At 59.0% G+C, this 21,511-nt stretch carries 18 protein-coding genes; 12 read left to right on the top strand and 6 right to left on the bottom strand.

The window, feature by feature from the left end; translation table 11 throughout:
* Nucleotides 1-209: 209 nt before the first annotated feature.
* The 6 genes from ACESYO_RS04415 to ACESYO_RS04390 all read right to left on the bottom strand — a co-directional run bounded on the left by ACESYO_RS04415 (nt 210) and on the right by ACESYO_RS04390 (nt 4,882).
* On the bottom strand, nt 210-1,079 hold the full coding sequence (locus ACESYO_RS04415) for a YitT family protein (RefSeq protein WP_058967187.1): 870 nt from the start codon (nt 1,077-1,079) through the stop codon (nt 210-212).
* Between the two features lie 334 nt (nt 1,080-1,413).
* Nucleotides 1,414-2,139 (bottom strand): YggS family pyridoxal phosphate-dependent enzyme, encoded by a 726-nt coding sequence (locus ACESYO_RS04410; RefSeq protein WP_058967186.1) that lies wholly within the window; start codon nt 2,137-2,139, stop codon nt 1,414-1,416.
* A gap of 14 nt (nt 2,140-2,153) precedes the next feature.
* Nucleotides 2,154-2,699, bottom strand: a complete 546-nt coding sequence (locus tag ACESYO_RS04405) for a TIGR01440 family protein (protein ID WP_058967185.1) — start codon at nt 2,697-2,699, stop codon at nt 2,154-2,156.
* Between the two features lie 79 nt (nt 2,700-2,778).
* Nucleotides 2,779-3,153, bottom strand: a complete 375-nt coding sequence (locus ACESYO_RS04400) for a metal-dependent transcriptional regulator (protein ID WP_058967184.1) — start codon at nt 3,151-3,153, stop codon at nt 2,779-2,781.
* Between the two features lie 135 nt (nt 3,154-3,288).
* Nucleotides 3,289-4,212, bottom strand: coding sequence for a DHHW family protein (locus tag ACESYO_RS04395; RefSeq protein WP_058967183.1), 924 nt, complete (start codon nt 4,210-4,212; stop codon nt 3,289-3,291).
* Nucleotides 4,202-4,882, bottom strand: coding sequence for a hypothetical protein (locus tag ACESYO_RS04390; protein ID WP_058967182.1), 681 nt, complete (start codon nt 4,880-4,882; stop codon nt 4,202-4,204). Before ACESYO_RS04390 ends, ACESYO_RS04395 begins: the two co-directional genes overlap by 11 nt.
* A gap of 486 nt (nt 4,883-5,368) precedes the next feature.
* Between ACESYO_RS04390 and ACESYO_RS04385 the strand changes: the two genes are divergently transcribed.
* The 12 genes from ACESYO_RS04385 (at nt 5,369) to ACESYO_RS04330 (ending at nt 21,407) form a co-directional block, all read left to right on the top strand.
* On the top strand, nt 5,369-6,247 hold the full coding sequence (locus ACESYO_RS04385) for a methylenetetrahydrofolate reductase (protein ID WP_058967181.1): 879 nt from the start codon (nt 5,369-5,371) through the stop codon (nt 6,245-6,247).
* On the top strand, nt 6,244-6,903 hold the full coding sequence (locus tag ACESYO_RS04380) for a methionine synthase (RefSeq protein WP_132587387.1): 660 nt from the start codon (nt 6,244-6,246) through the stop codon (nt 6,901-6,903). Before ACESYO_RS04385 ends, ACESYO_RS04380 begins: the two co-directional genes overlap by 4 nt.
* Nucleotides 6,893-9,262 (top strand): homocysteine S-methyltransferase family protein, encoded by a 2,370-nt coding sequence (locus ACESYO_RS04375; RefSeq protein WP_276869851.1) that lies wholly within the window; start codon nt 6,893-6,895, stop codon nt 9,260-9,262. The genes ACESYO_RS04380 and ACESYO_RS04375 overlap by 11 nt, the downstream gene beginning before the upstream one ends.
* A 29-nt stretch (nt 9,263-9,291) precedes the next feature.
* Nucleotides 9,292-10,314, top strand: a complete 1,023-nt coding sequence (locus tag ACESYO_RS04370) for an ABC transporter substrate-binding protein (protein WP_058967179.1) — start codon at nt 9,292-9,294, stop codon at nt 10,312-10,314.
* Complete coding sequence (locus tag ACESYO_RS04365) at nt 10,295-11,302, top strand: FecCD family ABC transporter permease (protein ID WP_346672561.1); 1,008 nt, start codon at nt 10,295-10,297, stop codon at nt 11,300-11,302. Before ACESYO_RS04370 ends, ACESYO_RS04365 begins: the two co-directional genes overlap by 20 nt.
* Nucleotides 11,295-12,053 (top strand): ABC transporter ATP-binding protein, encoded by a 759-nt coding sequence (locus ACESYO_RS04360; RefSeq protein ID WP_058967178.1) that lies wholly within the window; start codon nt 11,295-11,297, stop codon nt 12,051-12,053. The genes ACESYO_RS04365 and ACESYO_RS04360 overlap by 8 nt, the downstream gene beginning before the upstream one ends.
* Before the next feature lie 177 nt (nt 12,054-12,230).
* Nucleotides 12,231-12,638, top strand: a complete 408-nt coding sequence (locus tag ACESYO_RS04355; RefSeq protein ID WP_058967177.1) for a NifB/NifX family molybdenum-iron cluster-binding protein — start codon at nt 12,231-12,233, stop codon at nt 12,636-12,638.
* Nucleotides 12,639-12,674: 36 nt separating this feature from the next.
* Entirely contained in the window at nt 12,675-15,257 is a 2,583-nt protein-coding gene (locus ACESYO_RS04350) for an FAD-dependent oxidoreductase (protein ID WP_058967176.1), read from the top strand.
* Nucleotides 15,258-15,521: 264 nt separating this feature from the next.
* Nucleotides 15,522-16,538: a glycosyltransferase family 2 protein gene (locus ACESYO_RS04345; RefSeq protein WP_058967175.1), complete on the top strand. Its 1,017-nt coding sequence runs from the start codon at nt 15,522-15,524 to the stop codon at nt 16,536-16,538.
* A 202-nt stretch (nt 16,539-16,740) separates the two neighbouring features.
* The gene (locus tag ACESYO_RS04340) at nt 16,741-17,589 is read left to right on the top strand and encodes a DNA adenine methylase (RefSeq protein WP_058967174.1); all 849 of its coding nucleotides are present in this window, start codon (nt 16,741-16,743) and stop codon (nt 17,587-17,589) included.
* Nucleotides 17,590-17,603: 14 nt separating this feature from the next.
* Entirely contained in the window at nt 17,604-19,292 is a 1,689-nt protein-coding gene (locus ACESYO_RS04335; protein ID WP_058967173.1) for an AlwI family type II restriction endonuclease, read from the top strand.
* Nucleotides 19,293-19,490: 198 nt separating this feature from the next.
* Nucleotides 19,491-21,407 (top strand): DUF4910 domain-containing protein, encoded by a 1,917-nt coding sequence (locus ACESYO_RS04330; RefSeq protein ID WP_373211206.1) that lies wholly within the window; start codon nt 19,491-19,493, stop codon nt 21,405-21,407.
* The last annotated feature ends 104 nt before the right edge of the window (nt 21,408-21,511 follow it).

Here is a 21,511-nt window from a genome sequence, read left to right as displayed (position 1 = left end):
ATAGTGGTTATGTGGCAGTTAGCCACGACTGCAAATGGTTAGTCCAAACTGCATATGGTTAGCGTAAACTAACAAACGCCTGATTCTTTTTACCACACCACGGGTAAAATGTCAAGATAGCAGGAGAAAAAATGCAAGAAAACGAAAACCAACCGTGAACAAGGCAAAAAAAGATGCGTCTCCCAAGAGACGCATCACATATAGAATGGTTATTTGTATTGTTTACGCAGGGTGAAGCCGCGGCCGTGGACCTCGTTCACCGAGTCGATGATAATGAAGGCCTGGGGATCAACCTCCTGCACCAGATGGTTCAGCTTTGCCAGCTCCCGGTTGGTGATCACGGTGAGCACCATGTCCCACTCGTTGCGGGCGTAGCCGGTCTGGGCGTGGAGCAGGGTGCAGCCACGGTCCAGCACCTTCAGGATCAGCTGGCGGATCTCGTCGCTCTTTTCGCTGAGGATCTTTACCTGAATCTTGGAGTGGCCCATCAGCACCACCTTGTCCAGCACGATGGTGTAGAGCAGCACCAGCAGGATGCCGTAGAGGATCTGCTCCCGGTTTTCCGCGAAGAACATCTGCCCGATGAGAATGGCGAAGTCCAGCCCGTACATGACCACCGAGATGGGCACGCCCCAGAACTTGTTGGCCACAATGGGGGGGATATCCATACCGCCGCTGGAAGCGCCTGCGCCGATCACAAGACCAATGGCCGCGCCGATCATCACACCGGCGAACACGGTGGCCAGCATGGGGTCACGGGTCATGTCTCCGATGCCGGGAATCCAGCTGAACAGTTCCAGAAAGATGGGGTAGCAGAAGGTGGAAACCGCTGTGTTGAAGGCGAACCATCGGCCCATGACAGCTGCGCCCAGAATGAACATAATCACGTTGGAGATCATTACAAAGGTGGAGATGGAAATGCCCAGCCAGTGCTGGCCGATCAGGGCAAGGCCGGTGGTGCCGCCGGTAATCAGCCCGCAGGGCAGAACGAACATGTCCACCGCAAGGGCATAAAGGGCGTTGCCTGCCAGCACCAGCAGCAGGTTTCTGAGCCTGCGCGGTAGCTTAAACTGTTTCATCCAAAAGACCGCCTTTCCCATCGCTCCCAGTTGCCTTTGGTCAAAAGGACAGAACGATTTTGCAATATAAATAAAAGTATACAACGCTCTGGCGGCATTGCAAGGGTTTGAGCCAAGGTTCGGCAATTGTGTGCGGCCCGGGCAAATTCACGGCAAAAAGCTTGGTGAAAAGATGCAGAAAATCGGCAGGTTTTGTGGAAAAGGAGGAAGAAAAGCACGTCGCACTACCACTTTATTGTGATATATTGACAGATTGGAGCCGAAAGAAAGGCGCAAAAAGGCCCCGGCCGAAGAACCGGGGCAATGGGTGGAATAATCGGAGCAAACAAGGCTCTCAGGGTTCGGCGGGTAGAGGATAGGCCCGGGGCCCAAAGATGGCGGTGCCCACCCGTACCAGAGTGGCGCCCTCCTGAATGGCGGCCTCAAAATCGCCGCTCATGCCCATGGACAGAATCTCCATCCGGGCTTTCTGCCAGCTGCAGGCCGCAGCCTCATCAAACAGAGCGCGCATGGCGGCAAACCATCGGCGCTGGGCGGCGGGCTCGGTTTCCTTCGGAGGGATGCACATCAGGCCCTTGACCAGAATGTTTTCCATTCCATCCGCCTGTTCCAACAGGGCCATCAGCCCGTCGGGGGCAACGCCGCCCTTGCTGGCCTCGCCGCCGATGTTTACCTGCAGCAGCACCGGCTGCACGATGTTCTGGCGGGCGGCTTCCTTCTGTACCGCCAGCAGCAGGTGCTCGGAATCCACCGATTCAATCAGATCCGCCGCGCCCACCACCTGGCGTACCTTGTTGGTTTGCAGGTGGCCGATGAAGTGTAGCGGGGTGGAGCCGTAAGCCCCGGCGGCCCGCTTTTCCACCAGCTCCTGTACCCGGTTTTCACCGAATACGTCAATGCCGATGTTCCAGGCGGCGCGCACCGTGTCGGAGGTCTGAGTCTTGCTGGCGGCGCACAGCTGCACCGATGCGGGATCACGCCCGGCGGCACGGCAGGCCTCGTCCATGCGGCAGCGCACCTGCGCGGTGCGCTGAGCAAGCTGTTCATGCAGTTCGTTCATTCTTGCACCCTCCTTTACGCTTCCGCGTAGGCAGCCCGGCTGCCGCCGATGTATTTGGGGCGAGTGCGGGCGCAGACCAGATTGGCCTCACCAATGTGGCGTACGCTCAGCCGCACCGGAACCGCAACCGCCTTCAGGTGCATGCCGATCAGGGTGTCGCCAATATCCATGCCGGCATCCGCCCGGATGCTTTCCAGCGCCACCGGATGGGCAAACCGCTGCCAGCAGGTGGTGGCAAAGCTGCCGCCCGCCTTGGGCTGGGGAATCACGTTCACCGGTTCAGCCCCCACGGGCAGGGCCTCCTCCTCCAGAATGAGGGCCCGGTTCAGATGCTCACAGCACTGGGCGGCCAGAAAGACCCCCGCTTCCCGAAGCACCGGGGCGATGCCCTCATACACAGCCTGCGCGGCTTCCAGGCTGGAGCCGTGGCCGATCTGGCTGCCCACGATTTCGCTGGAGGAGCAGCCTACCACCAGAATGCTGCCCGGCCGCAGCTTTGCGGCGGACAGAAGCTCCCGCACGGCCTGTGCGCTCTGGGCACGGATCACATCATAATTCATGCAAACAACACCTCGTATCTGTTTGAAATAAGGCGGGCAGCCCGCCGGAAATCGGGCTGCCCGTGGATTGGAATCGTGTTCAGGCCTGCTTGTGGCGGCGATAGCATTCCTTGATTCGCTCAAAACTTACCGGATGCAGATCGTGCTCCAGGCGGCAGGCGTCCTCACGGGCAATGTCCTCGGGTACGCCCAGATCGATGAGCACCTGACTGAGCAGGGTATGCCGCTCGTATACACTCTCGGCAATGGCACGGCCCTCGTCGGTCAAGGTGATCAGGCCGATCTCATCCACATGGATGTATCCGTTTTCCCGCAGCTTTTTCATGGCAGTGGAAACGCTGGGTTTGGAGTAGGACATCTCGTTGGCGATGTCGATGGAGCGCACGTGGCCCTTCCGGTGCAGAAGCACGAGGATCGTCTCCAGATAATCCTCGGCGGATTCCATGATCTTCATGGCAAAAGCCTCCTTTCCGGGCGAAAATTCTCTATCAAATATCCTACCATAATCCACCCTCTTTTGCAAACCGGGCAGACAAAAAGCCGCCCCTCCGCTTCGGATTACCGGAAGGCGGAAGAGCGGCTTTTTGTCTCAGCGTAGCATGGCGCTTTCGTTTACCACCCAGCTGCTGAACAGAAACAGCACATCCTGATTGGTAAAGGTCACATACTGGGGCACCAGACCGCTGACCATGTAGCGCAGATCGATCAGGGTGATGGTGCGGTACTGCTCGCACAGAAGGGGCGCAAGGCTGCTGGCAAAGGAATCCCGGAAGATCACCAGCTCCCGGTCGGTGGCGGCGTTTGGGTTTTCGATGGTCTGCAGCGGGGTGGCCCCGTTCAAAAATACATCGTAGCTGCCCGCGCCGCTGAGCTTGGAGGTGTCGTAAACGGCGGTGGCCTCCGGGTACTGGAAGTTGTCCACCCGGGCGGCCTCGGTGGCCGGGCTGGTCAGCCAGACCAGCGTTTCCGGCTCGGCCGGGGCGGGGATGTACTTGCCGTAGCTGCCCACGAAGCCGTCAAAGGCGTGCTGCTCCCAGCCGGAAAGCTCCTGGGAGAACCCCATGGCTTCGCCCAGTGCGTCCACCACCGGCTGCAGGTTTTCCTGCCTCCAGTGGGCGTCGGTTTTGTAGTAGTCCGCCAGTGTGAGTTTGTCCCGCAGGTCGATCCAGGTGATGGAATCGTCCAGTCCGGCCTGCACCTGGCTTGCCATGGCGTCGAAATCCAGCACCGGCCAGCCCTCATCCGGCAGGTAGTGGGATTTATCGGGAATGATGGCGCAGTAGACTTTGTTCTCTTCGGTGAGAAGAGTGTCGCGAATGGTATTTACCTTTTTTACAAAGGAATCAGCGCTCTTTTCATCCCGCTCGCCCAGATACTGCACCCAGTAGCCCTCCTGCTGATACATGCCGTTTTCGTCCGGCTGGCGGCGCGGGGTGCTCAGCGACAAAACCAGCGCGGCGGCCAGCACAAGAGCGGCCGCCGCGCAGCTTACCGCAACCGGTTTACAGCGCACCGGAAGCATCCTCAGGCATGGCTGCCACAGGGTCGGAGGTCACGTCGCCACCCTCGGGCATGGCCATGTCGGCACTGGCCTGATCCTTCACAACGGTCACATTCTCTTCGCCGCACTGGGCCTTGAAGTTGTCCAGAACGGTCTGGGCCAGGTCGTTGTAGCTCATGGCCAGCAGCACGGTGTCGCCGGAGTAGGCCACAACGGTGCGCTCGGCCTCCACACAGATCCACTTGCGGGGATTGGCGTTCGCGGCCACGTCCTCGGCCAGTTTGGCAGCTTCCTCGGCACTGTTTGCCTTCAGCAGGCAGATGGAGTGGGCCTGGGCGCTCATGGCGGCTTCAGCGCAGAGCCCCTCTTTATAGGCGCTCATGGCCACGCCGGTGTTGTGCTCGGAGTTTTCCTCGGTGAGGGGGGCATATTTGCTGCCGTCCTCCTGGGGCATGAGCATGGGCATCTGATCCTCGGCAATGCCGTTGAACAGGGCGTCCATCACGGTGGTCAGGTCGCTGGTATCCACAGTCTCGGTGGAGCCGCTCTGGGCAGAGGAGGAAGCGGAAGAAGAAGCCGCGCCGGAGGAGGCGGTGCTGGAAGAGCTGCCGGCGGTGGAACCGCAGGCGGCCAGCGCCAGGGCCAGAGTCAGGGCGGTGAGAGTGATTGCAAGCTTTTTCATAAAAATAACTCCTTTTTCTTGTGCCAACACTGCACAATTACGCCGGAATTTTCCGGTTCGCTCCACCATCTGGAATTGCGCGGTGTTGCCTTGTGTTGAACCGATGCAGGCTGCCGGGCCGCCACACTGCCTAGTATCCCCCGGCGGGGGCGTTTTTTTGCGCCTGCTGCAGGGAATACGCACAGCCGGGCCGGATTATTGCAGGCAGAAAGAAAAAACTTTTTCAAGCCCGGTATCTATGCTATAATAGAACAATTGTTATTGCTAATGTAATACAAAGGCAACACCGCACAATTCACGCCTAACGGCTCAGGCGGTGTGTCGCGCCAAAATTTTCCGTGCTATTTTCCAAAAATGCTCGCCAATCCACCAAGGATTGGCTGCGCTTTTTGATTCATATCACAAAAAATTTTCCGGCGCGCTCCACCACCTGGAATTATGCGGTATTGCCCAAACCAAAGCAAATAGAAGGGGAGGGCTAGAGCTATGCGTCTGTCGCAGGTGTTCCGGCAAAAAGAATGTGTATTTTCCATCGAGGTGTTTCCGCCCAAGAAGAACGGGGCCACGCCCGAAAGTCTGTATCCCACGCTGGAAAAGCTGGCCGGTCTTTCGCCGGATTACATCAGCGTGACCTACGGCGCCGGCGGCGGCAAGGCGGGGCTTTCCACCGTGCAGATTGCCCGGCATCTGAAACAGGAGCTGGGGGTGGAGCCGCTGGCCCACCTGACCGGCATCAACTCCACCCGCGAACAGGTGGCCGAGACCGTGCAGGCGTTGCAGAAAGCGGGCATTGAAAACGTGCTCACCCTGCGGGGCGACATCTGCCCCGACGCTCCCCGCAGCAAGGACTTTTTCCATGCCAGCGATCTGGCCTCCTTCGTAAAGAGCAAGGGCGACTTCTATCTGGCGGGCGCCTGTTACCCGGAGGGCCATGTGGAAAGCGAAAATCTGCGTCAGGACGTGGAGAACCTGAAATACAAGCTGGACGCGGGGGTGGAGCATCTGGTCACCCAGCTGTTCTTTGATAACGCCCGTTACTACCGCTTCATGAATCTGGTGCGCAAGGCGGGCATTCAGGCCCCGGTGCAGGCGGGCGTAATGCCCATTGTGTCCGCCCGGCAGGTGCAGCGCACCGTGGCGCTGAGCAGCGCCAGCCTGCCGCCCCGGTTCACCAAGATGATCAGCCGGTACGACGGCGACGAGGCCGCTTTGTTCGACGCGGGCATCGACTACGCCATTGAGCAGCTGCGGGATCTGATCGAAGGCGGCGCGGACGGCGTGCATCTTTACGCCATGAACAATCCCGAGGTGGCCCGCCGGGTGTATGAGGGCATCCGGGATCTGCTGCCGGAGGCAAAGGCGTGATCCGGCCGCTGCCCCCGGCGCTGGATCGGGACGAAGCCCTGCGGTATCTGGGCGGCGCGGGCAAGGAGGTTCCTCCGGCGGTGGACGCTCTATTGGACAGAGCCGCCGCCGAGCTGTGGCGAACCGCCGCGCCCCGGGCCGCCGTTCGCCGCCTGCCGGCGGACAGGCTGGCCCCTCTGCTGGCCGGGCGGGACATTGCCGCCCATCTGCAGGGCTGCGACGAGGGCCTGCTGCTGGCGGTGACGCTGGGCGCCGGGGTGGATGGTGCCCTGCGCCGGGCCATGGCCACCGATATGGCATACGGCGTGGTGCTGGACGCCGCCGCCAGCACACTGGTGGAGCAGCTGGCGAATGCACTGGAAAACGAGCAGCGGGCGCTGCTGGAACGGGAAGGGCGATACCTGACCGGCCGGTTTTCTCCCGGCTACGGTGACTGGCCCATCACGGTGCAGCCGGCCTTTGTGCAGTGGCTGGACGCGGGCCGTCAGGCGGGGATATGCTCCACTGCCAGCTGTGTGCTCACTCCGGGCAAAAGCATCACCGCCCTGTGCGGCGCGGCGGATCATCCGGTGAAGGGTAAGCTGGCAGGCTGCGCTACCTGCGCCCTGCGGGATACCTGTACGAAACGAAAGGAGGGCAAACCCTGTGCCCAATAAACTGTTTGACGAAAGCCGCGTCTGGATTCTGGACGGGGCCATGGGAACCATGCTGCAGCAGGCGGGCCTTGCGCCCGGCGAGATCCCGGATGTGTGGAGTGTGACCCATCCGGAGGCGGTGACCGGCATCCACAAAGCCTATCTGGAGGCTGGCTCCAATTTCATCAGCACCAACACCTTCGGCGCCAACGGTAAAAAGCTGGCGGGCTGCGGCTATACGGTGGCCCAGGTGGTCACCGCCGCGGTGCAGTGCGCCAAAAAGGCCGCCGAGGGCACCGATGCGAAGATCCTGCTGGACATCGGCCCTCTGGGCGAGATGCTCCAGCCCATGGGCACCTTGCCCTTCGAGCAGGCCTGCGACCTGTTCAAGGAGGTGGTGGCGGCGGGCGCCGCCGCCGGTGCGGACGCGGTGTACTTTGAGACCATGACCGACCTGCTGGAGGTAAAGGCGGGCATCCTGGCCGCGAAGGAGACCTGTGATCTGCCGGTGATGGCCTCCATGACCTTTGAGGCCACCGGCCGCACCTTCACCGGCTGTCAGGTGGAGAGCTTTGCGGTGACCGCGCAGGGCCTTGGCGCGGACGCGGTGGGTATCAACTGCTCGCTGGGCCCCGCCGAGATCCTGCCTCTGGTGGAGCGGCTCTGCGCCGCCTGCCGCCTGCCGGTGTTCGCAAAGCCCAATGCGGGTTTGCCTGACCCGGCCACCGGCCTTTACGACCTGCACCCGGCGGACTTCCGGGAGCAGATGGATCAGTACAAGCGCCTGGGTGTGGCCGCGGTGGGCGGCTGCTGCGGCACCAGCCCGGCTTATTTAAAGGAACTGGCGGAATGCTTTGCGGGCTGCGCACCCCGGCGGGCCGCTTACCAGCCGGAAAGCTGGGTTTGCTCGGCTATGCAGGCGGTGAAGGTGCGCCCCGGCACCGTAATCGGTGAGCGCATCAACCCCACCGGCAAAAAGAAGATGAAGGAAGCCCTGCGGGCCGGGGATATGGACTATCTGCTGGGCCAGGCGGTGGAACAGGCCCAGGCGGGCGCCCAGATTCTGGACGTGAATGTGGGCCTGCCCGAGATCGACGAGGCGGAGATGATGCGCCGTGCGGTGACCGCCATTCAGGGCGTGACCGAGCTGCCTCTGCAGCTGGACTCCACCCGCCCCGAGGTGCTGGAAGCGGGCCTGCGGGTTTACAACGGCAAGCCCATCGTGAACTCGGTGAACGCCGAGCCCGCGGTGCTGGCGGCGGTGCTGCCCCTGTGCAAAAAGTACGGTGCGGCGGTGGTGGGCCTGACCCTGAACGACAGCGGCATCCCCGCCAAAGCGGAGGACCGGGTGGAGATGGCCCGCCGCATCCTGAATGCGGCGCTGGAGGCGGGCATCCCCAGGGAGGATGTGTACATCGACTGCCTGACCCTGACTGCCAGCGCCCAGCAGCAGGATGTGTGGGACACTCTGCGGTCGGTGCGTACCGTGAAAGAAGAGCTGGGCCTGAAAACCGTTTTGGGCGTTTCCAATGTGTCCTTCGGTCTGCCGGTACGGCCCCAGCTGAACACGGCGTTTCTGGGCATGGCGCTGGCCCACGGACTGGACTTGCCTATCATGAACCCCAACGAACCCTCCATGATGGCGGCGGTGCGCTCTTTCCGGGTGTTCACCGCTCAGGACGAGGGCGCGGCGGAATATATTGCTGCTTACGGCGGGCAGACCGCCGCCCCGGTGCAGCCTGCGGCCCAGCCCGGTGCGCCGGTGGACCTGAAGGATGCTGTGGTTCTGGGCCTGAAGGCCCAGGCGGGCGAAGCGGCCCGGCTGGCGCTGGAGACCACCGACCCGCAGGAGCTGGTGAACGGAGTGCTGATCCCGGCGCTGGATCAGGTGGGCGATGCCTTTGAAAAGGGCACCTGTTTTCTGCCTCAGCTGCTGCAGAGCGCGGCGGCGGCGCAGGTTGCCTTCGATGAGGTGAAAACCGCCATCGAAAAGCAGGGCGTTTCCGGCGAGAAGAAGGGCCCCATCGTGGTGGCCACCGTGAAGGGCGACATCCACGACATCGGCAAGAACATCGTGAAGGTGATTCTGGAAAACTACGGCTACCGGGTGATCGATCTGGGCCGGGACGTGCCGCCGGAAGCGGTGGTGGAAGCTGCCAGCCGCCACGGTGCAAAGCTGGTGGGTCTGAGCGCCCTGATGACCACCACCCTGCCCGCCATGCAGCAGACCATCGAGGCGCTGCGTGCAGCGGGCGTGGACTGCAAGATCATGGTGGGCGGCGCGGTGCTCACGCCGGATTACGCAAAGATGATCGGCGCGGATTATTATGTGAAGGATGCCAAATGTTCGGCGGATGTGGCCCGGCAGATTTTTGGCTGACGTTTTGATCGTACAAAGGAGAACAAACCATGAAAACAGGCAGACAGATCGGCGCGGCTGTGCTGGCCGCGGCCCTTTCCGCCGCCCTGCTCGCGGGCTGCGGCACGGCCCAGAGTAACGGCAGTACCACCGGCAGCAGCACGGCAGCAAGTGCGGTCTCCCAGCAGGCCCAGCCGGGCAGCACCAGTCAGGGCGAAGGGGCTTACACCTTCACCGATGCGGTGGGCAACACCGTCACGGTGGAAAGCACCGATCGGGTGGTTGCCACCTACGGCAGCTACGCCGAAACCTGGACGCTGGCGGGCGGCACGCTGGTGGGCGCCACGCAGGATGCCATTGAAGAGCGGGGCATGGATCTGGGCGAGGAGGTGGCCATCATCGGCACCGTAAAGGAGCCCAATCTGGAGGAGATCATCGCCGCCGACCCGGATTTTGTGATCATGAATGCGGACACCTCCAGCCAGGTGGATATGGACGAGGCCCTCACTCAGGCGGGCATCACCCATGCCTATTACCGGGTGGATTCCTTTGAGGAATATCTGGACATGCTGGCCCAGCTGTGCCAGTTCACCGGCCGGCAGGATCTGTATGAGCAGAACGGTCTGGCGGTCAAAGAACAGATCGACTCGATTCGGCAGCTGGTGAAGGATGAGGAGAGCCCCACCGTGCTGCTGCTGCGTGCCTATTCCACCGGCGTGAAGGCCAAGGGGGCCGACAACATGGTGGGCTATATGCTGGAGGATCTGGGTGCGGACAACATGGTTGCCCGGCATGAATCCCTTCTGGAGGACATCAATCTGGAGGAGATCATCGCCGAGGACCCGGACTACATCTTCATCACCACCATGGGTTCGGAGCAGCAGGCCATGGACTACATGGCCCAGAACGTGGAGAACAACCCGGCCTGGCAGCAGCTGACCGCGGTGCAGAATGACCGCTGCCTGACCCTGCCCAAGGATCTGTTCCACTACAAGCCCAATGCGCGCTGGGGGGAGAGCTATGCATATCTTGCCAAGATCCTTTACCCGGACCTTGCCGGCCAGATCGGCTAAGGGCAAGCTGACCGTATTGTTGGTGCTGGCGGCTGCGGCGCTGATCGCTGCGGTGATCAGCCTGTGCAGCGGCAGCCAGTCCCTTTCGCTGGGGCAGCTGTGGCAGGTGCTTTGCACCGGCGACACCGGCTCCACCACCTGGCGTATCTTCGTGTATGTGCGCCTGCCCCGCACGCTGGCCTGTATGCTGGCGGGCCTTGCGCTGGCGGTGGCGGGCGCCCTCATTCAGGGGGTGCTGAACAACGCCATGGCCAGCCCCAATGTGATCGGCGTGAACTCCGGCGCAGGTTTTTTTGCCATCGCGGCGGCCACGCTGCTGCCCGGTGTGCCGGGAATCATGGCGGCGGCCGCCTTTCTGGGCGCTCTGCTCACCACCCTGTTCATCTACGGCCTTGCGGCAAAGGCGGGGCTCTCCCGGGTCACGCTGGTGTTGGCGGGCATCGCGGTGAGCGGCATTCTTTCCGCCGGCATCGACACCATCACCCTGCTCTATCCGGATCAGGTGGTGGGGGCCACCGGCTTCATGACCGGCAGCTTTTCCGGCGTGGCGCTCACCTCGCTTTGGCCGGCAGCCGCCTACATCGGCGCTGGCTTTGTGCTGGCGCTGTTTCTGGCGGCGGATCTGGACCTGCTTCAGCTGGGGGAGGAGACCGCCTCCTCGCTGGGCATGCGGGTGGGCCTTGTGCGCTTTCTGTGCATTCTGGCCTCCAGCCTGCTGGCGGGTGCGGCGGTGAGCTTCGCGGGTCTGTTGGGATTTGTGGGCCTGCTGGTGCCCCACGCGGCCCGGCGGCTGGTGGGCGGCGGCAACCGGTTTCTGCTGCCAGCTTCGGCACTGCTGGGCATGGCCTTCGTGCTGGGATGTGACAGTCTGGGTCGGGTGCTGTTTGCCCCCTTCGAGCTGCCGGTGGGTATCCTCATGTCGTTCCTGGGCGGGCCGTTTTTTCTGTTTTTGCTGTTGCGCCAGAAAAGGAGCCGGGTCTATGATTGAATTGAACCATATCACCGCCGGCTATCAGGGCGGCGTGGTCCTGCGGGATGTGTCGCTCACCATCCCCGCCGGGCGCATCACCACCCTGATCGGCCCCAACGGCTGCGGCAAAACCACCCTGTTGCGGGTGGCGGCACGGCAGCTGACCCCTTCCGCCGGTCAGGTGCTGGCGGCGGGCCGCCCGGCCGGGGATTACGACCGACGGGAGTTTGCCCGGTTTGCCTCGCTGATGCCCCAGGTGCGGGACGTGCCTGCCATCACGGTGGAAAGCCTTGTGGCCCACGGGCGGTTTCCCTATCTGGGCCTTTCCCGCCGCATGCGCCCGGAGGACCGGCAGAAGGTGGCCGAGGCCATGCGGGCTGCCGGAGTGGAGGACTGGCGCGGTCGGGATCTGCGGGAGCTTTCCGGCGGCGAGCGACAGCGGGCCTACATCGCCATGGCACTGGCGCAGGACACACAGGTCATCCTGCTGGACGAACCCACCACTTATCTGGACCTGGGGGTTCAGTTCGAAATCCTGAGCCTGCTGCAGCGGCTGAACGAGCAGGGTAAGACCATCGTGATGGTGCTGCACGATCTGGCGCAGGCGCTGCGGGTGAGCCACCATATCGCCCTGATGGAAGCCGGGCAGCTGGTGGCCTTTGAAACGCCGGAGCAGATGTTCCGCTCCGGCCGCATCGACCGGGTGTTCGGTGTGCGCGGCCACCGGGACGAAGCGGGGGAATATTACTTTACCCCCGCAAACAAGTGAATCTCTGCGCCTGCTGCGGGCGCAGCCCGTATTCGGGGCAGCTTTTGTGACTTTGTCAGTTGCAAAAGCTGCCCCGAAAGGCGTAATATAAAAGTATAAATTTCAAAGCGCGGTCGAACCGGGGCCCTTGCCTGCCTGCGGACGACCGTTTCTTTGCGTAAAAGAGGTTGGAGAAAAATGAAGATCGCAGTTACTTATGAAAACGGCAATGTATTCCAGCATTTCGGCCACACCGAGCAGTTCAAGCTGTATCAGGTGGAGGGTAAGCAGATTACCGGCAGCCAGGTGGTGGACACCAACGGCCAGGGCCACGGCGCGCTGGCGGGCTTTCTGCAGGCTCAGGGCGTGCAGGTGCTGATCTGCGGCGGCATCGGCGGCGGCGCACGTCAGGCGCTGGCGCAGGCGGGCATCGCGGTGTATGCGGGCGCGGCCGGCAGCACCGATGCGGCGGTGGAGCAGCTGCTGCAGGGCACTCTGCCCCAGAACGGGGACGTGACCTGCAATCACCACCATGAGGAAGGTGAAGGCCACGACTGCGGCAGCCACGGCGCTTCTCACAGCTGCGGCGGTCACTGCCACGGCTGATCCGTCAGGCGTTTTGAGAGAGCAGGAGGAAATGCAATGAAGGTATTGATTCTGGGCGGCGTTGCCGCCGGTACCAAGGCCGCTGCCAAGATCAAACGGCAGGACCAGTCCGCGGATGTGACCATTCTGGTCAAGGACCGGGACATCTCCTATGCGGGCTGCGGCCTGCCCTACTATGTGGGCGGCCTGATCGAAACCCGTGGCGAGCTGATTGTGAACACCCCGCAGAAGTACACCGCCCTCACCGGGGCCAGGGTGCTCACCGGCCGGGAGGCCGTGGGCCTGAACGCGGCGGCCAAAACCGTGACTGCCAAAAACCTGACCAGCGGGGAAACCGAGACCTACGAATACGATTCTCTGATCATCGCCACCGGTGCATCCAGCGTGATTCCGCCCATCGAGGGCGCGGCCCAGCAGGGCGTGTTCAAGCTGCGCACCCCGGACGACGCCATTGCCCTGCGCGGCTATCTGGAGCAGAACACCGCGAAAAAGGCTGTGGTCATCGGCGGCGGCTTCATTGGTCTGGAGGCTGCGGAAAATCTGCTGGCCCAGGGCCTGAGTGTGACCGTGATCGACGTGGCGGGCCAGATCATGCCCGGCGTGCTGGATGCGGAAATGGCGGACTTTGCCCGCAAGAAGCTGCAGGCCGCCGGTATCCGGGTGATGACCGGCACCGCGGCCCAGGCCATTCTGGGCGATGGTCGGGTCACCGCCGTGAAAACCGAAGCGGGCACCCTGCCTGCCGATGTTGTGGTGGTGAGCGCGGGCATCCGACCCAACACCGCATTTCTGGAGGGCAGCGGCCTGGAGATGGTCAAGGGTACCATCCCGGTGGATGGCCAGCTGCGCACCAACCTGCCGGACGTGTACGCCGCCGGCGACTGCGCTCTGGTGACCAACCGGCTCACCGGCGCGGCCCAGTGGTCGCCCATGGGCTCCTCCGCCAACATGGAAGGCCGCACGCTGGCGCTGGCTTTGACCGGCGAGAACAAGCGTTACCCCGGCGTGCTGGGCACCGGTGTGGTCAAGCTGCCCGGCCTGAACTGCGGCCGCACCGGCCTGACCGAGGCTGCCGCCCGTCAGGCGGGCTACGACGTGGCCACCGCCCTGATGGTCAGCGACGACAAGGCCCATTATTACCCGGATTCCGCCTGGTTTGCCACCAAGCTCATCGCGGACAAGGCAACCCACAAGCTGCTGGGCATTCAGGTGCTGGGCCCCGGCGCGGTGGACAAGATGGTGGACATCGCGGTGACCGGCATCTCCATGGGTGCCGCGCTGGAGGACTTTGACAATCTGGATCTGGCCTACGCGCCGCCCTTCTCCACCGCCATCCATCCCTTTGTGCAGGCGGTGTATCTGCTGGAAAACAAGCTGGAGGGTAAGATCAACAGCATCACCCCCGCCGAGTATCAGGCGGGCGCGGCCAAGGGCTATCGGGTGGTGGATGCCGCCCCGGCCCCCGCGGTTCACGGCGCAACCTTCGTGCAGCTGGAAACTCTGAACGGCCCGGTGGAGGGTCTGGATAAGGACGACAAACTGCTGATCGTGTGCAGCAAGGGTAAGCGCGCCTACTTCATGCAGAACCGGCTGCGCAGCTACGGCTATACCAACACACTGGTGCTGGAAGGTGCCACCTTCTTCAACGACGTGCGGGTGGAAACCGTGGGCGCAAAGGTATCGCCCGCCGAGGTCACCCGGGTGAAGGCTCTGGGCTTTTTGTGGGACAAACGTACCCCGGACAAGTTCAACGGCCGTGTGATCACCCGCAACGGCAAGCTCACCGCCGCCGAGCAGATGGTGGTGGCTCAGGCCGCCGAGAAGTTCGGCAGCGGCGAGGTGACCATGACCAGCCGCCTGACGCTGGAGATTCAGGGCGTGCCCTTCGCCAACATCGAGCCCCTGCGGGAGTTCCTGCTGAACGCCGGCCTGGAAATGGGCGGCACCGGCAGCAAGGTGCGCCCGGTGGTTTCCTGCAAGGGTACCACCTGCCAGTACGGCCTGATCGACACCTTTGATCTGTCTCAGGAGATTCACGAGCGGTTCTATAAGGGCTACCATGAGGTCAAGCTGCCCCACAAGTTCAAGATCGCCGTGGGCGGCTGCCCCAACAACTGTGTCAAGCCGGATCTGAACGATCTGGGCGTGATCGGTCAGCGCATTCCCCAGATTCAGCTGGACAAGTGCCGCGGCTGCAAGGTCTGCCAGATCGAGGAAACCTGCCCCCTCAACGTGGCAAAGATGGAGAACGGCAAGATTCACATCGACCCCGAGGCCTGCAACCACTGCGGCCGCTGCGTGGGCAAGTGCCCCTTCAAGGCGGTGGAGGACCACATCGACGGTTACCGCATCTACATCGGCGGCCGCTGGGGCAAGAAGGTGGCTCAGGGCCGTTATCTGGACAAGGTGTTCACTGACCGGCAGGAAGTGCTGGATGTGATCGAAAAGGCCATTCTGCTGTTCCGTGAACAGGGCATCACCGGCGAGCGCTTTGCCGACACCGTGGCCCGCATCGGCTTTGAAGAGGTGCAGCGCCAGCTGCTGGACAACCAGCTTCTGGCCCGCAAGCAGGAAAATCTGGCGGCTCAGAAGCACATGAAGGGCGGCGCCACCTGCTGATCGGGCAGGGGAGTTTTTCGCTTTCGACACACACTGAACAAACGGCGCATCCCGGTTCCGGGGTGCGCCGTTTTGGTGTAAAAGTTGTAAAAAATGGAGAAAAGACGCATAAATTGGCTGGATTCTCTTGACTTTGAACACCGTTCGCGCGATGATATACAGGTAACATTGTGTCAATTTTATGACCAGAATCAGCTTGCGGCCCGGCTCGGCCCCCCTTCTTTCGGGCGGCGGACGGCAAATCAATACAAAGGTGTGTGAAACATGAAACTGTTATCGATCGCAGTGCCCTGCTTCAACTCGCAGAACTATATGCGCCATTGCGTGGATACTCTGCTCACCGGCGGCGATGAGGTGGAGATCCTGATCGTGAACGACGGCTCCAAGGACGATACCGCCGCCATCGCGGATGAATACGAACGGCTGTACCCCGGCATTGTGCGTGCGGTACATCAGGAGAACGGCGGTCACGGTGCGGCGGTAATGGCCGGACTGAAGAACGCTCAGGGCCGTTACTTCAAGGTTGTGGACAGCGACGACTGGGTGGACGAGGAAGCCTATGCCAAGATTCTGTGCGCCTTGCGTAATTTTGTGCACGGTGGCCAGGAAGTGGATCTGGTGGTGAGCAACTTTGTATACGATAAGGTGGGCGCCCGCCATAAAAAGGTGATGAGCTACGCCAACGCCCTGCCTGAGGAACAGGTGATCGGCTGGGATCAGGTGGGCCGCTTCCACAAGGGCCAGTACATCCTGATGCACTCGGTGATCTATCGCACCCAGCTGCTGATCGACAGCGGCCTGGATCTGCCCCGCCACACCTTCTATGTGGATAACCTGTTTGTGTATGTTCCCATGCAGTGTGTGAAGAGCATCTACTACATCAACGTGGATTTCTACCATTACTTCATTGGCCGGGACGACCAGTCCGTGAACGAGAGCGTGATGATCAAGCGCATTGATCAGCAGATCAAGGTAAACAAGCTGATGTTAAAGCAGGTACGCCTGCAGGGCATCAAGAACACCCGCCTGCGCCAGTATCTGTATAATTATCTGGAAATCATCACGGTGGTTTCCTCCATTCTGATGATCCGCAGCGGTACTGCCGAGAATCTGGCCAAAAAGCAGGAGCTGTGGGATTACATCAAGGCGAACGATCCCTGGGCGTACTATCGTCTGCGCCGGGGCATCATGGGGCAGGCCATGAACTGGAACAGCCCGGTGGGCCGTGCTTTTGCGGTGACCGCCTACAAGATCAGCCAGAAGATCTTCGGCTTCAACTGAGCCATTTGAAAACGTAGTTCAACTCCCCTGAAGCAATGCTTTGGGGGAGTTGTTTTCAGGGCACGCCGGCACCTGTTTTGTTAAAGCGAGCGAACCAGTGGAAAAACTGGATGGACGGTTGTAGTAGATAACTTTGTGTGTTACAATAAAAATGGGTTGTTTTGAGTATTTCTTTTTAAACTTTAGAAAGCGAGGTGTACGGATGAACCCGGTTTTGAAATATCGTGGAGGAAAATCGAGGGAAATTCCTCGCTTTCTTCAATATATACCAAATGATTTTAACCGCTATATTGAGCCTTTTTTTGGCGGTGGAGCTGTTTTCTTTTATCTTGAGCCCGATAATTCGATTATCAATGATGCAAATACCAGGTTGATGACGTTTTATCAGCAGTTGCGAGACAACTATTCAACTATGCGCACACAACTTGATACGCTTCAACAATTATACGAGGTCAACCAGGCAGAATACAAGAGATTAAAAGCGCTGACTCCTGACGAGAGGGTTCCTAACGCAAACGAAGCATTATATTATCGTATGAGGGAGTTGTTTAACCATCCTGACAATACCTTTTTAGATGGATCCGTATATTTCTTCATTAACAAAACGGCATATTCTGGTATGATTCGGTATAATAACAGCGGAGAATACAATGTTCCGTTTGGCCGTTATCCTAATTTAAATACCAAATTAGTAACGAGACAGCATAGCGAGTTGCTGCAAAGAGCAGAACTGTTTAATCTTGATTACAATGATATATTCGATATGGCAACAGCAGATGATTTTATCTTCCTTGATCCGCCGTATGACTGCGTGTTCAATGATTATGGCAATATCGATATGATGAACGGTTTCGATGAGGCAGAACATAGGCGTTTGGCTGCTGATTTTAGAAATTTGCCGTGTCGTGCTCTGATGGTAATAGGAAAAACGCCCTTAACGGAAGAGCTATATGGAGAGTATATATTTGATGAGTATTATAAAAACTATTCGGTTAATATAAAAAATCGGTTTAAAAACGATAAAATGCATATTATTGTTAAAAATTATTAACGGGAGATGTCGTTGTGGCAAGAATTGATAATAAACTGCTGTTCTTTACTACTTCGCCTAGGACACCTGCCAAGATGATTCCAGAAATAAAACTTTTAGCTGAAAAGTTTTCAGGAAACCAGTGGAATCAATTCACCCAAGAGAAATTTGTGGACGAATTGGCCCAAAGTGATTTCTTTGAAGGAAAAGGATCACCTTTCGACAAGGCGTTTAGCGCAAGAGATCGAATCAATCGAGCGCCAAAGGCTTTAGGGTTTGTTGATCTGAATCCCTGTGTGGCATTAACTGAAGCAGGGCATTTTTTTATTTATGGAAAACGCCCACAGGAGATATTTTTACGGCAGTTATTGAAATTTCAGCTGCCTTCTCCATATCACTCCGAGAACAGAAATATTGCAGGAACTTTTCATATTCGGCCCTATCTGGAAATTTTACGCCTGGTTCGGGAATTGGAATATATCACTTTTGATGAATTCAAAATATTTGCTGTTCAAATGACAGACTATCACAGATTTGAAGCGATAAGAGATTCCGTTTTGCAATTCAGAGAGGAAAAATCTCGAAACAGAGGGCAATATAAGCGTTTTGTCAATCATATATGGGAAGGAGCAATATTAGAAATACACAAAGACAGGATTGCGGCCGGAAAAACAAGAACAAGAGAAACGCACGATGCCAGCCTAAAAAAATTTGTTGCTACGCAAAAAAGCAATATGAGAGATTATGCGGATGCCTGTTTTCGATATTTGAGATATACCGGGCTAATCTCTATTTCACACAAAAATCGATCCATATCAATTTTTGATGACAAAATTGTTGAAGTGGATTTTATTCTTTCGACAGTACCGCGCGATCCGGTTTGTGTTAATGACCTGAATGCCTATAAAAGATATCTGTTTTCTGCTAATTTGCCTGCTCTCTATACAGACAATAAAGCCAATATTGTTGATGTACTTATGCGGATTGGTTCCTTTACAAGAAGGGAGCTAGCAGGCAAAACTCTTGAGGAGCTAAAGGATTTACGCGATGATATCGTTCAGCGGCACAAAGATGCTGTTATCAATAAGCAAGTTGCCGAGATAAAGTCGTATGCTCTATATTCAGAAATTATAGACACATTCAATGAAATTATTGCCGATGAATATTATGACGCCCCCTTAATGCTTGAATATAACACATGGCGGGCGATGACAATGCTTGATGGCGGAAATATCAAAGGCAACTTTAATTTTGATGATGCAGGGCAACCGCTGTCTACCGCGGCTGGAAATATGCCGGATATTGAATGTGACTATGATGATTTTGCCTTATCTGTAGAAGTGACGTTACAGTCCGGGCAACGTCAGTACGAATCTGAGGGAGAGCCTGTTGCACGACATTACGGACAATTGAAAAAGAGAAGTGGAAAAGAAACCTACTGCCTCTTTATTGCCCCGACAATCAACGCAGCAACTTTAGCGCATTTTTATGGATTAAACCATCTTTCGATTGCGTTGTATGGTGGGAAGTCTAAGATTATCCCCTTGGAATTAGACCAGTTTATGCGCCTTATTGAAAATGCGTACAGTTATGAAACTCAACCAGAGCCAAAAGATATTCGACGTTTTCTCGATTACGCCATTATGTTGTGTGAAAAAGCAACAGATGAAAACAATTGGCGTTCTGGTATTCAAGCGTGTGTTGATCTGTGGCTGGCATCATAAAAAAGAGGTTCCGCCAGGAAAGCCAGTCAGAACGATACAGAGAACAGCCTTGTTTATTTTAGCAACCCAGACAATTATGCCCACTCGTTGAACGCAAGGGTATGATTGTCTGGGTTGCTTTTTTACGTTAGCGGATGAAATCAGAACGTCGGAGTGGTATAATGAAGCAAAACGACGAAAAGGGGCGTGCCGCAGATGATGCAGGATACCATAAAGATCATGAAGGAGCAGGTACAGACGCGGGGGCTGTATCAGATCGTCAAAGAGGTGAGCAGCTTCCACCGTATCCAGGCCAGCGGCGGCTTCCGGGCCGCGGCCAACTGGTGCTGCGACTGGCTGAACAGCCGGGGCGTGCAGGCACAGGTGCTCCATTATCCGGCCCCGGCGGGCGGCTACGCGGGCAGCTACCGGTTGTTCCAGGAATGGAACTGCACCGCGGGCTGGTGCCGCATTGCCGGGCCGAAGGGCTTTGTGCTGGCGGATTACTCGGTGGAGCCCATCTCGCTGATCCAGAAAAGCTGCGCCTGCGACTGGCGGGATGAAACGCTGGAGCTGGTGGAGATGACCGAGGGCTGCGAAGAATCCGCTTACCAGAGCTGGAATCTGGAGGGCAAGGTGCTGTTTACCCATCAGCACATCAACAAATTCAGCTGGGCCATCCAGAAACGGGGCGCACTGGGCATTGTGTCGGACTATCTGAACGAGACGCCCCATGTGCGCACCCCGGAGGAGTTGCTGGATGCGCTGAACTACACCTCCTTCTGGTGGGAGCATACCCCCGGCGAGCGGCAGGCCTTCGGGTTTGTGGTGTCGCCCCGCACCTCGCTGCGGCTGCAAAAGCTGTGCCACCAGAAGCGGCAGGCCTTTGAAAAAGGGGAGTGCGAAAGTCCTTATCTTTTGCTGAACGCCTATGTGGATGCCAGACTGGAAAACGGCACCAGCGAGGTGGTGGAAGCGGTTCTGCCCGGCGAAAGCGAGGAGAGCGTGCTGGTGTGTGCCCATCTGTGCCACCCCTGCGCCAGCGCCAACGACAATGCTTCCGGCGTGGCCGGGGCCATGACCCTGATGGCGGCTATCCACGCGGCCGTGGAGGCGGGCCAGCTGCCGCCGCTGCAAAAGACCATCCGCATGATTCTGGTGCCGGAGTTCACCGGTACTTACAATTACCTGAACGACGGGCGGGACAAAACCCTCTATACCGCGGGCATCAATCTGGACATGATCGGCGCCAAACAGGAAGACACCACCGGCCCCATCACCGTGACCGGCCTGCCCTTTGCCATGCCTGGCTTTGAGGGGGATCTGGCCACCCTGCTGTTGCAGGAGGTCAAGCAGGAGGTGAACAGCCGGGAGGATCTGCTGCTGCAGAACGTGCGCACCGACGCGGTGCCCTTCGGGCTGGGCAGCGACCACTTTATCCTGAGCGATCCGCAGGTGGGCATCCCCAGCATCATGCTGGGCCAGTGGCCGGACAAATACTACCACACCAGCGCCGATACCATCGAGCGAATGGACATGAACGTGCTCAAGTTTTCCACCGTGCTGGCGGCGGTGTATGCCTATACGTTGTGCAACCTGCAAAAGCGGGATGCCCGGCTGATTCTGAACCACCAGTGCACCCGGCTCATGGCCCGGATGGAGGGGATCACCCGGCGGGCCATGCTGGAGCACGGCGACCCGAAACAGCTGGCGGCCCAGCTGGGCGCGCTGAAGGAGTTTTACACCGAGGCAGCCCGGCGGCTGTGCCAGCAGGCGGGGCTGGATCCGGAAAAGCCGCTGGCAAGGCTGAACGCCCTGCTGCCCGGTCGGATGCAGTGGGCCGAGGAGGGGCCGGTGTACCGCCGCCTCTTTGGCGACCCGCTGGAATCGCTGGAAAAGCGGATGCTGGATGAGCCGGACAAGCTGACTCTGGTGCGGGAGTACGACCGCCGTTATGAAGCCGAGCCGGACAGGGAGATGCAGCAGGCACTGTGTGCCTATTACATCGACGGTGCGCGCAGCTGCGGCCGGGTGGCGGATCAGGTCATTGCCGAGCTGGGCGGCGGAAACCGGGCCATGCTGCTGGAGTATCAGCGGCTGCTGGCCGGGTGCGGTCTGCTGGAACGCGTTCAGTAACAGCGCAAAAGGGCATGCGGCGGGCGGGGAAAAGACCTCGTCCGCCGCTGTTTTTTGGGCGAAAAAAGCCGCTGAAAAAATCCTGAAAAAATTTTTAAAAAAGT

Origin of the sequence: Allofournierella massiliensis, from assembly GCF_964241245.1 — a bacterium.
GTDB lineage: Bacteria > Bacillota > Clostridia > Oscillospirales > Ruminococcaceae > Allofournierella > Allofournierella massiliensis.
The sequence above is the reverse complement of the archived record's forward strand: the minus strand, read 5'-3'. Positions and strand labels throughout refer to the sequence as shown.

Coding starts and splice junctions, on each gene's coding strand:
- ACESYO_RS04390 (WP_058967182.1), bottom strand. CDS start 4,882: ATGAAAAAGCTTGCAATCACTCTCACCGCCCTGACTCTGGCCCTGGCG.
- ACESYO_RS04400 (WP_058967184.1), bottom strand. CDS start 3,153: ATGAAGATCATGGAATCCGCCGAGGATTATCTGGAGACGATCCTCGTG.
- ACESYO_RS04350 (WP_058967176.1), top strand. CDS start 12,675: ATGAAGGTATTGATTCTGGGCGGCGTTGCCGCCGGTACCAAGGCCGCT.
- ACESYO_RS04345 (WP_058967175.1), top strand. CDS start 15,522: ATGAAACTGTTATCGATCGCAGTGCCCTGCTTCAACTCGCAGAACTAT.
- ACESYO_RS04370 (WP_058967179.1), top strand. CDS start 9,292: ATGAAAACAGGCAGACAGATCGGCGCGGCTGTGCTGGCCGCGGCCCTT.
- ACESYO_RS04385 (WP_058967181.1), top strand. CDS start 5,369: ATGCGTCTGTCGCAGGTGTTCCGGCAAAAAGAATGTGTATTTTCCATC.
- ACESYO_RS04360 (WP_058967178.1), top strand. CDS start 11,295: ATGATTGAATTGAACCATATCACCGCCGGCTATCAGGGCGGCGTGGTC.
- ACESYO_RS04410 (WP_058967186.1), bottom strand. CDS start 2,139: ATGAACGAACTGCATGAACAGCTTGCTCAGCGCACCGCGCAGGTGCGC.
- ACESYO_RS04340 (WP_058967174.1), top strand. CDS start 16,741: ATGAACCCGGTTTTGAAATATCGTGGAGGAAAATCGAGGGAAATTCCT.
- ACESYO_RS04405 (WP_058967185.1), bottom strand. CDS start 2,699: ATGAATTATGATGTGATCCGTGCCCAGAGCGCACAGGCCGTGCGGGAG.
- ACESYO_RS04355 (WP_058967177.1), top strand. CDS start 12,231: ATGAAGATCGCAGTTACTTATGAAAACGGCAATGTATTCCAGCATTTC.
- ACESYO_RS04415 (WP_058967187.1), bottom strand. CDS start 1,079: ATGAAACAGTTTAAGCTACCGCGCAGGCTCAGAAACCTGCTGCTGGTG.
- ACESYO_RS04330 (WP_373211206.1), top strand. CDS start 19,491: ATGCAGGATACCATAAAGATCATGAAGGAGCAGGTACAGACGCGGGGG.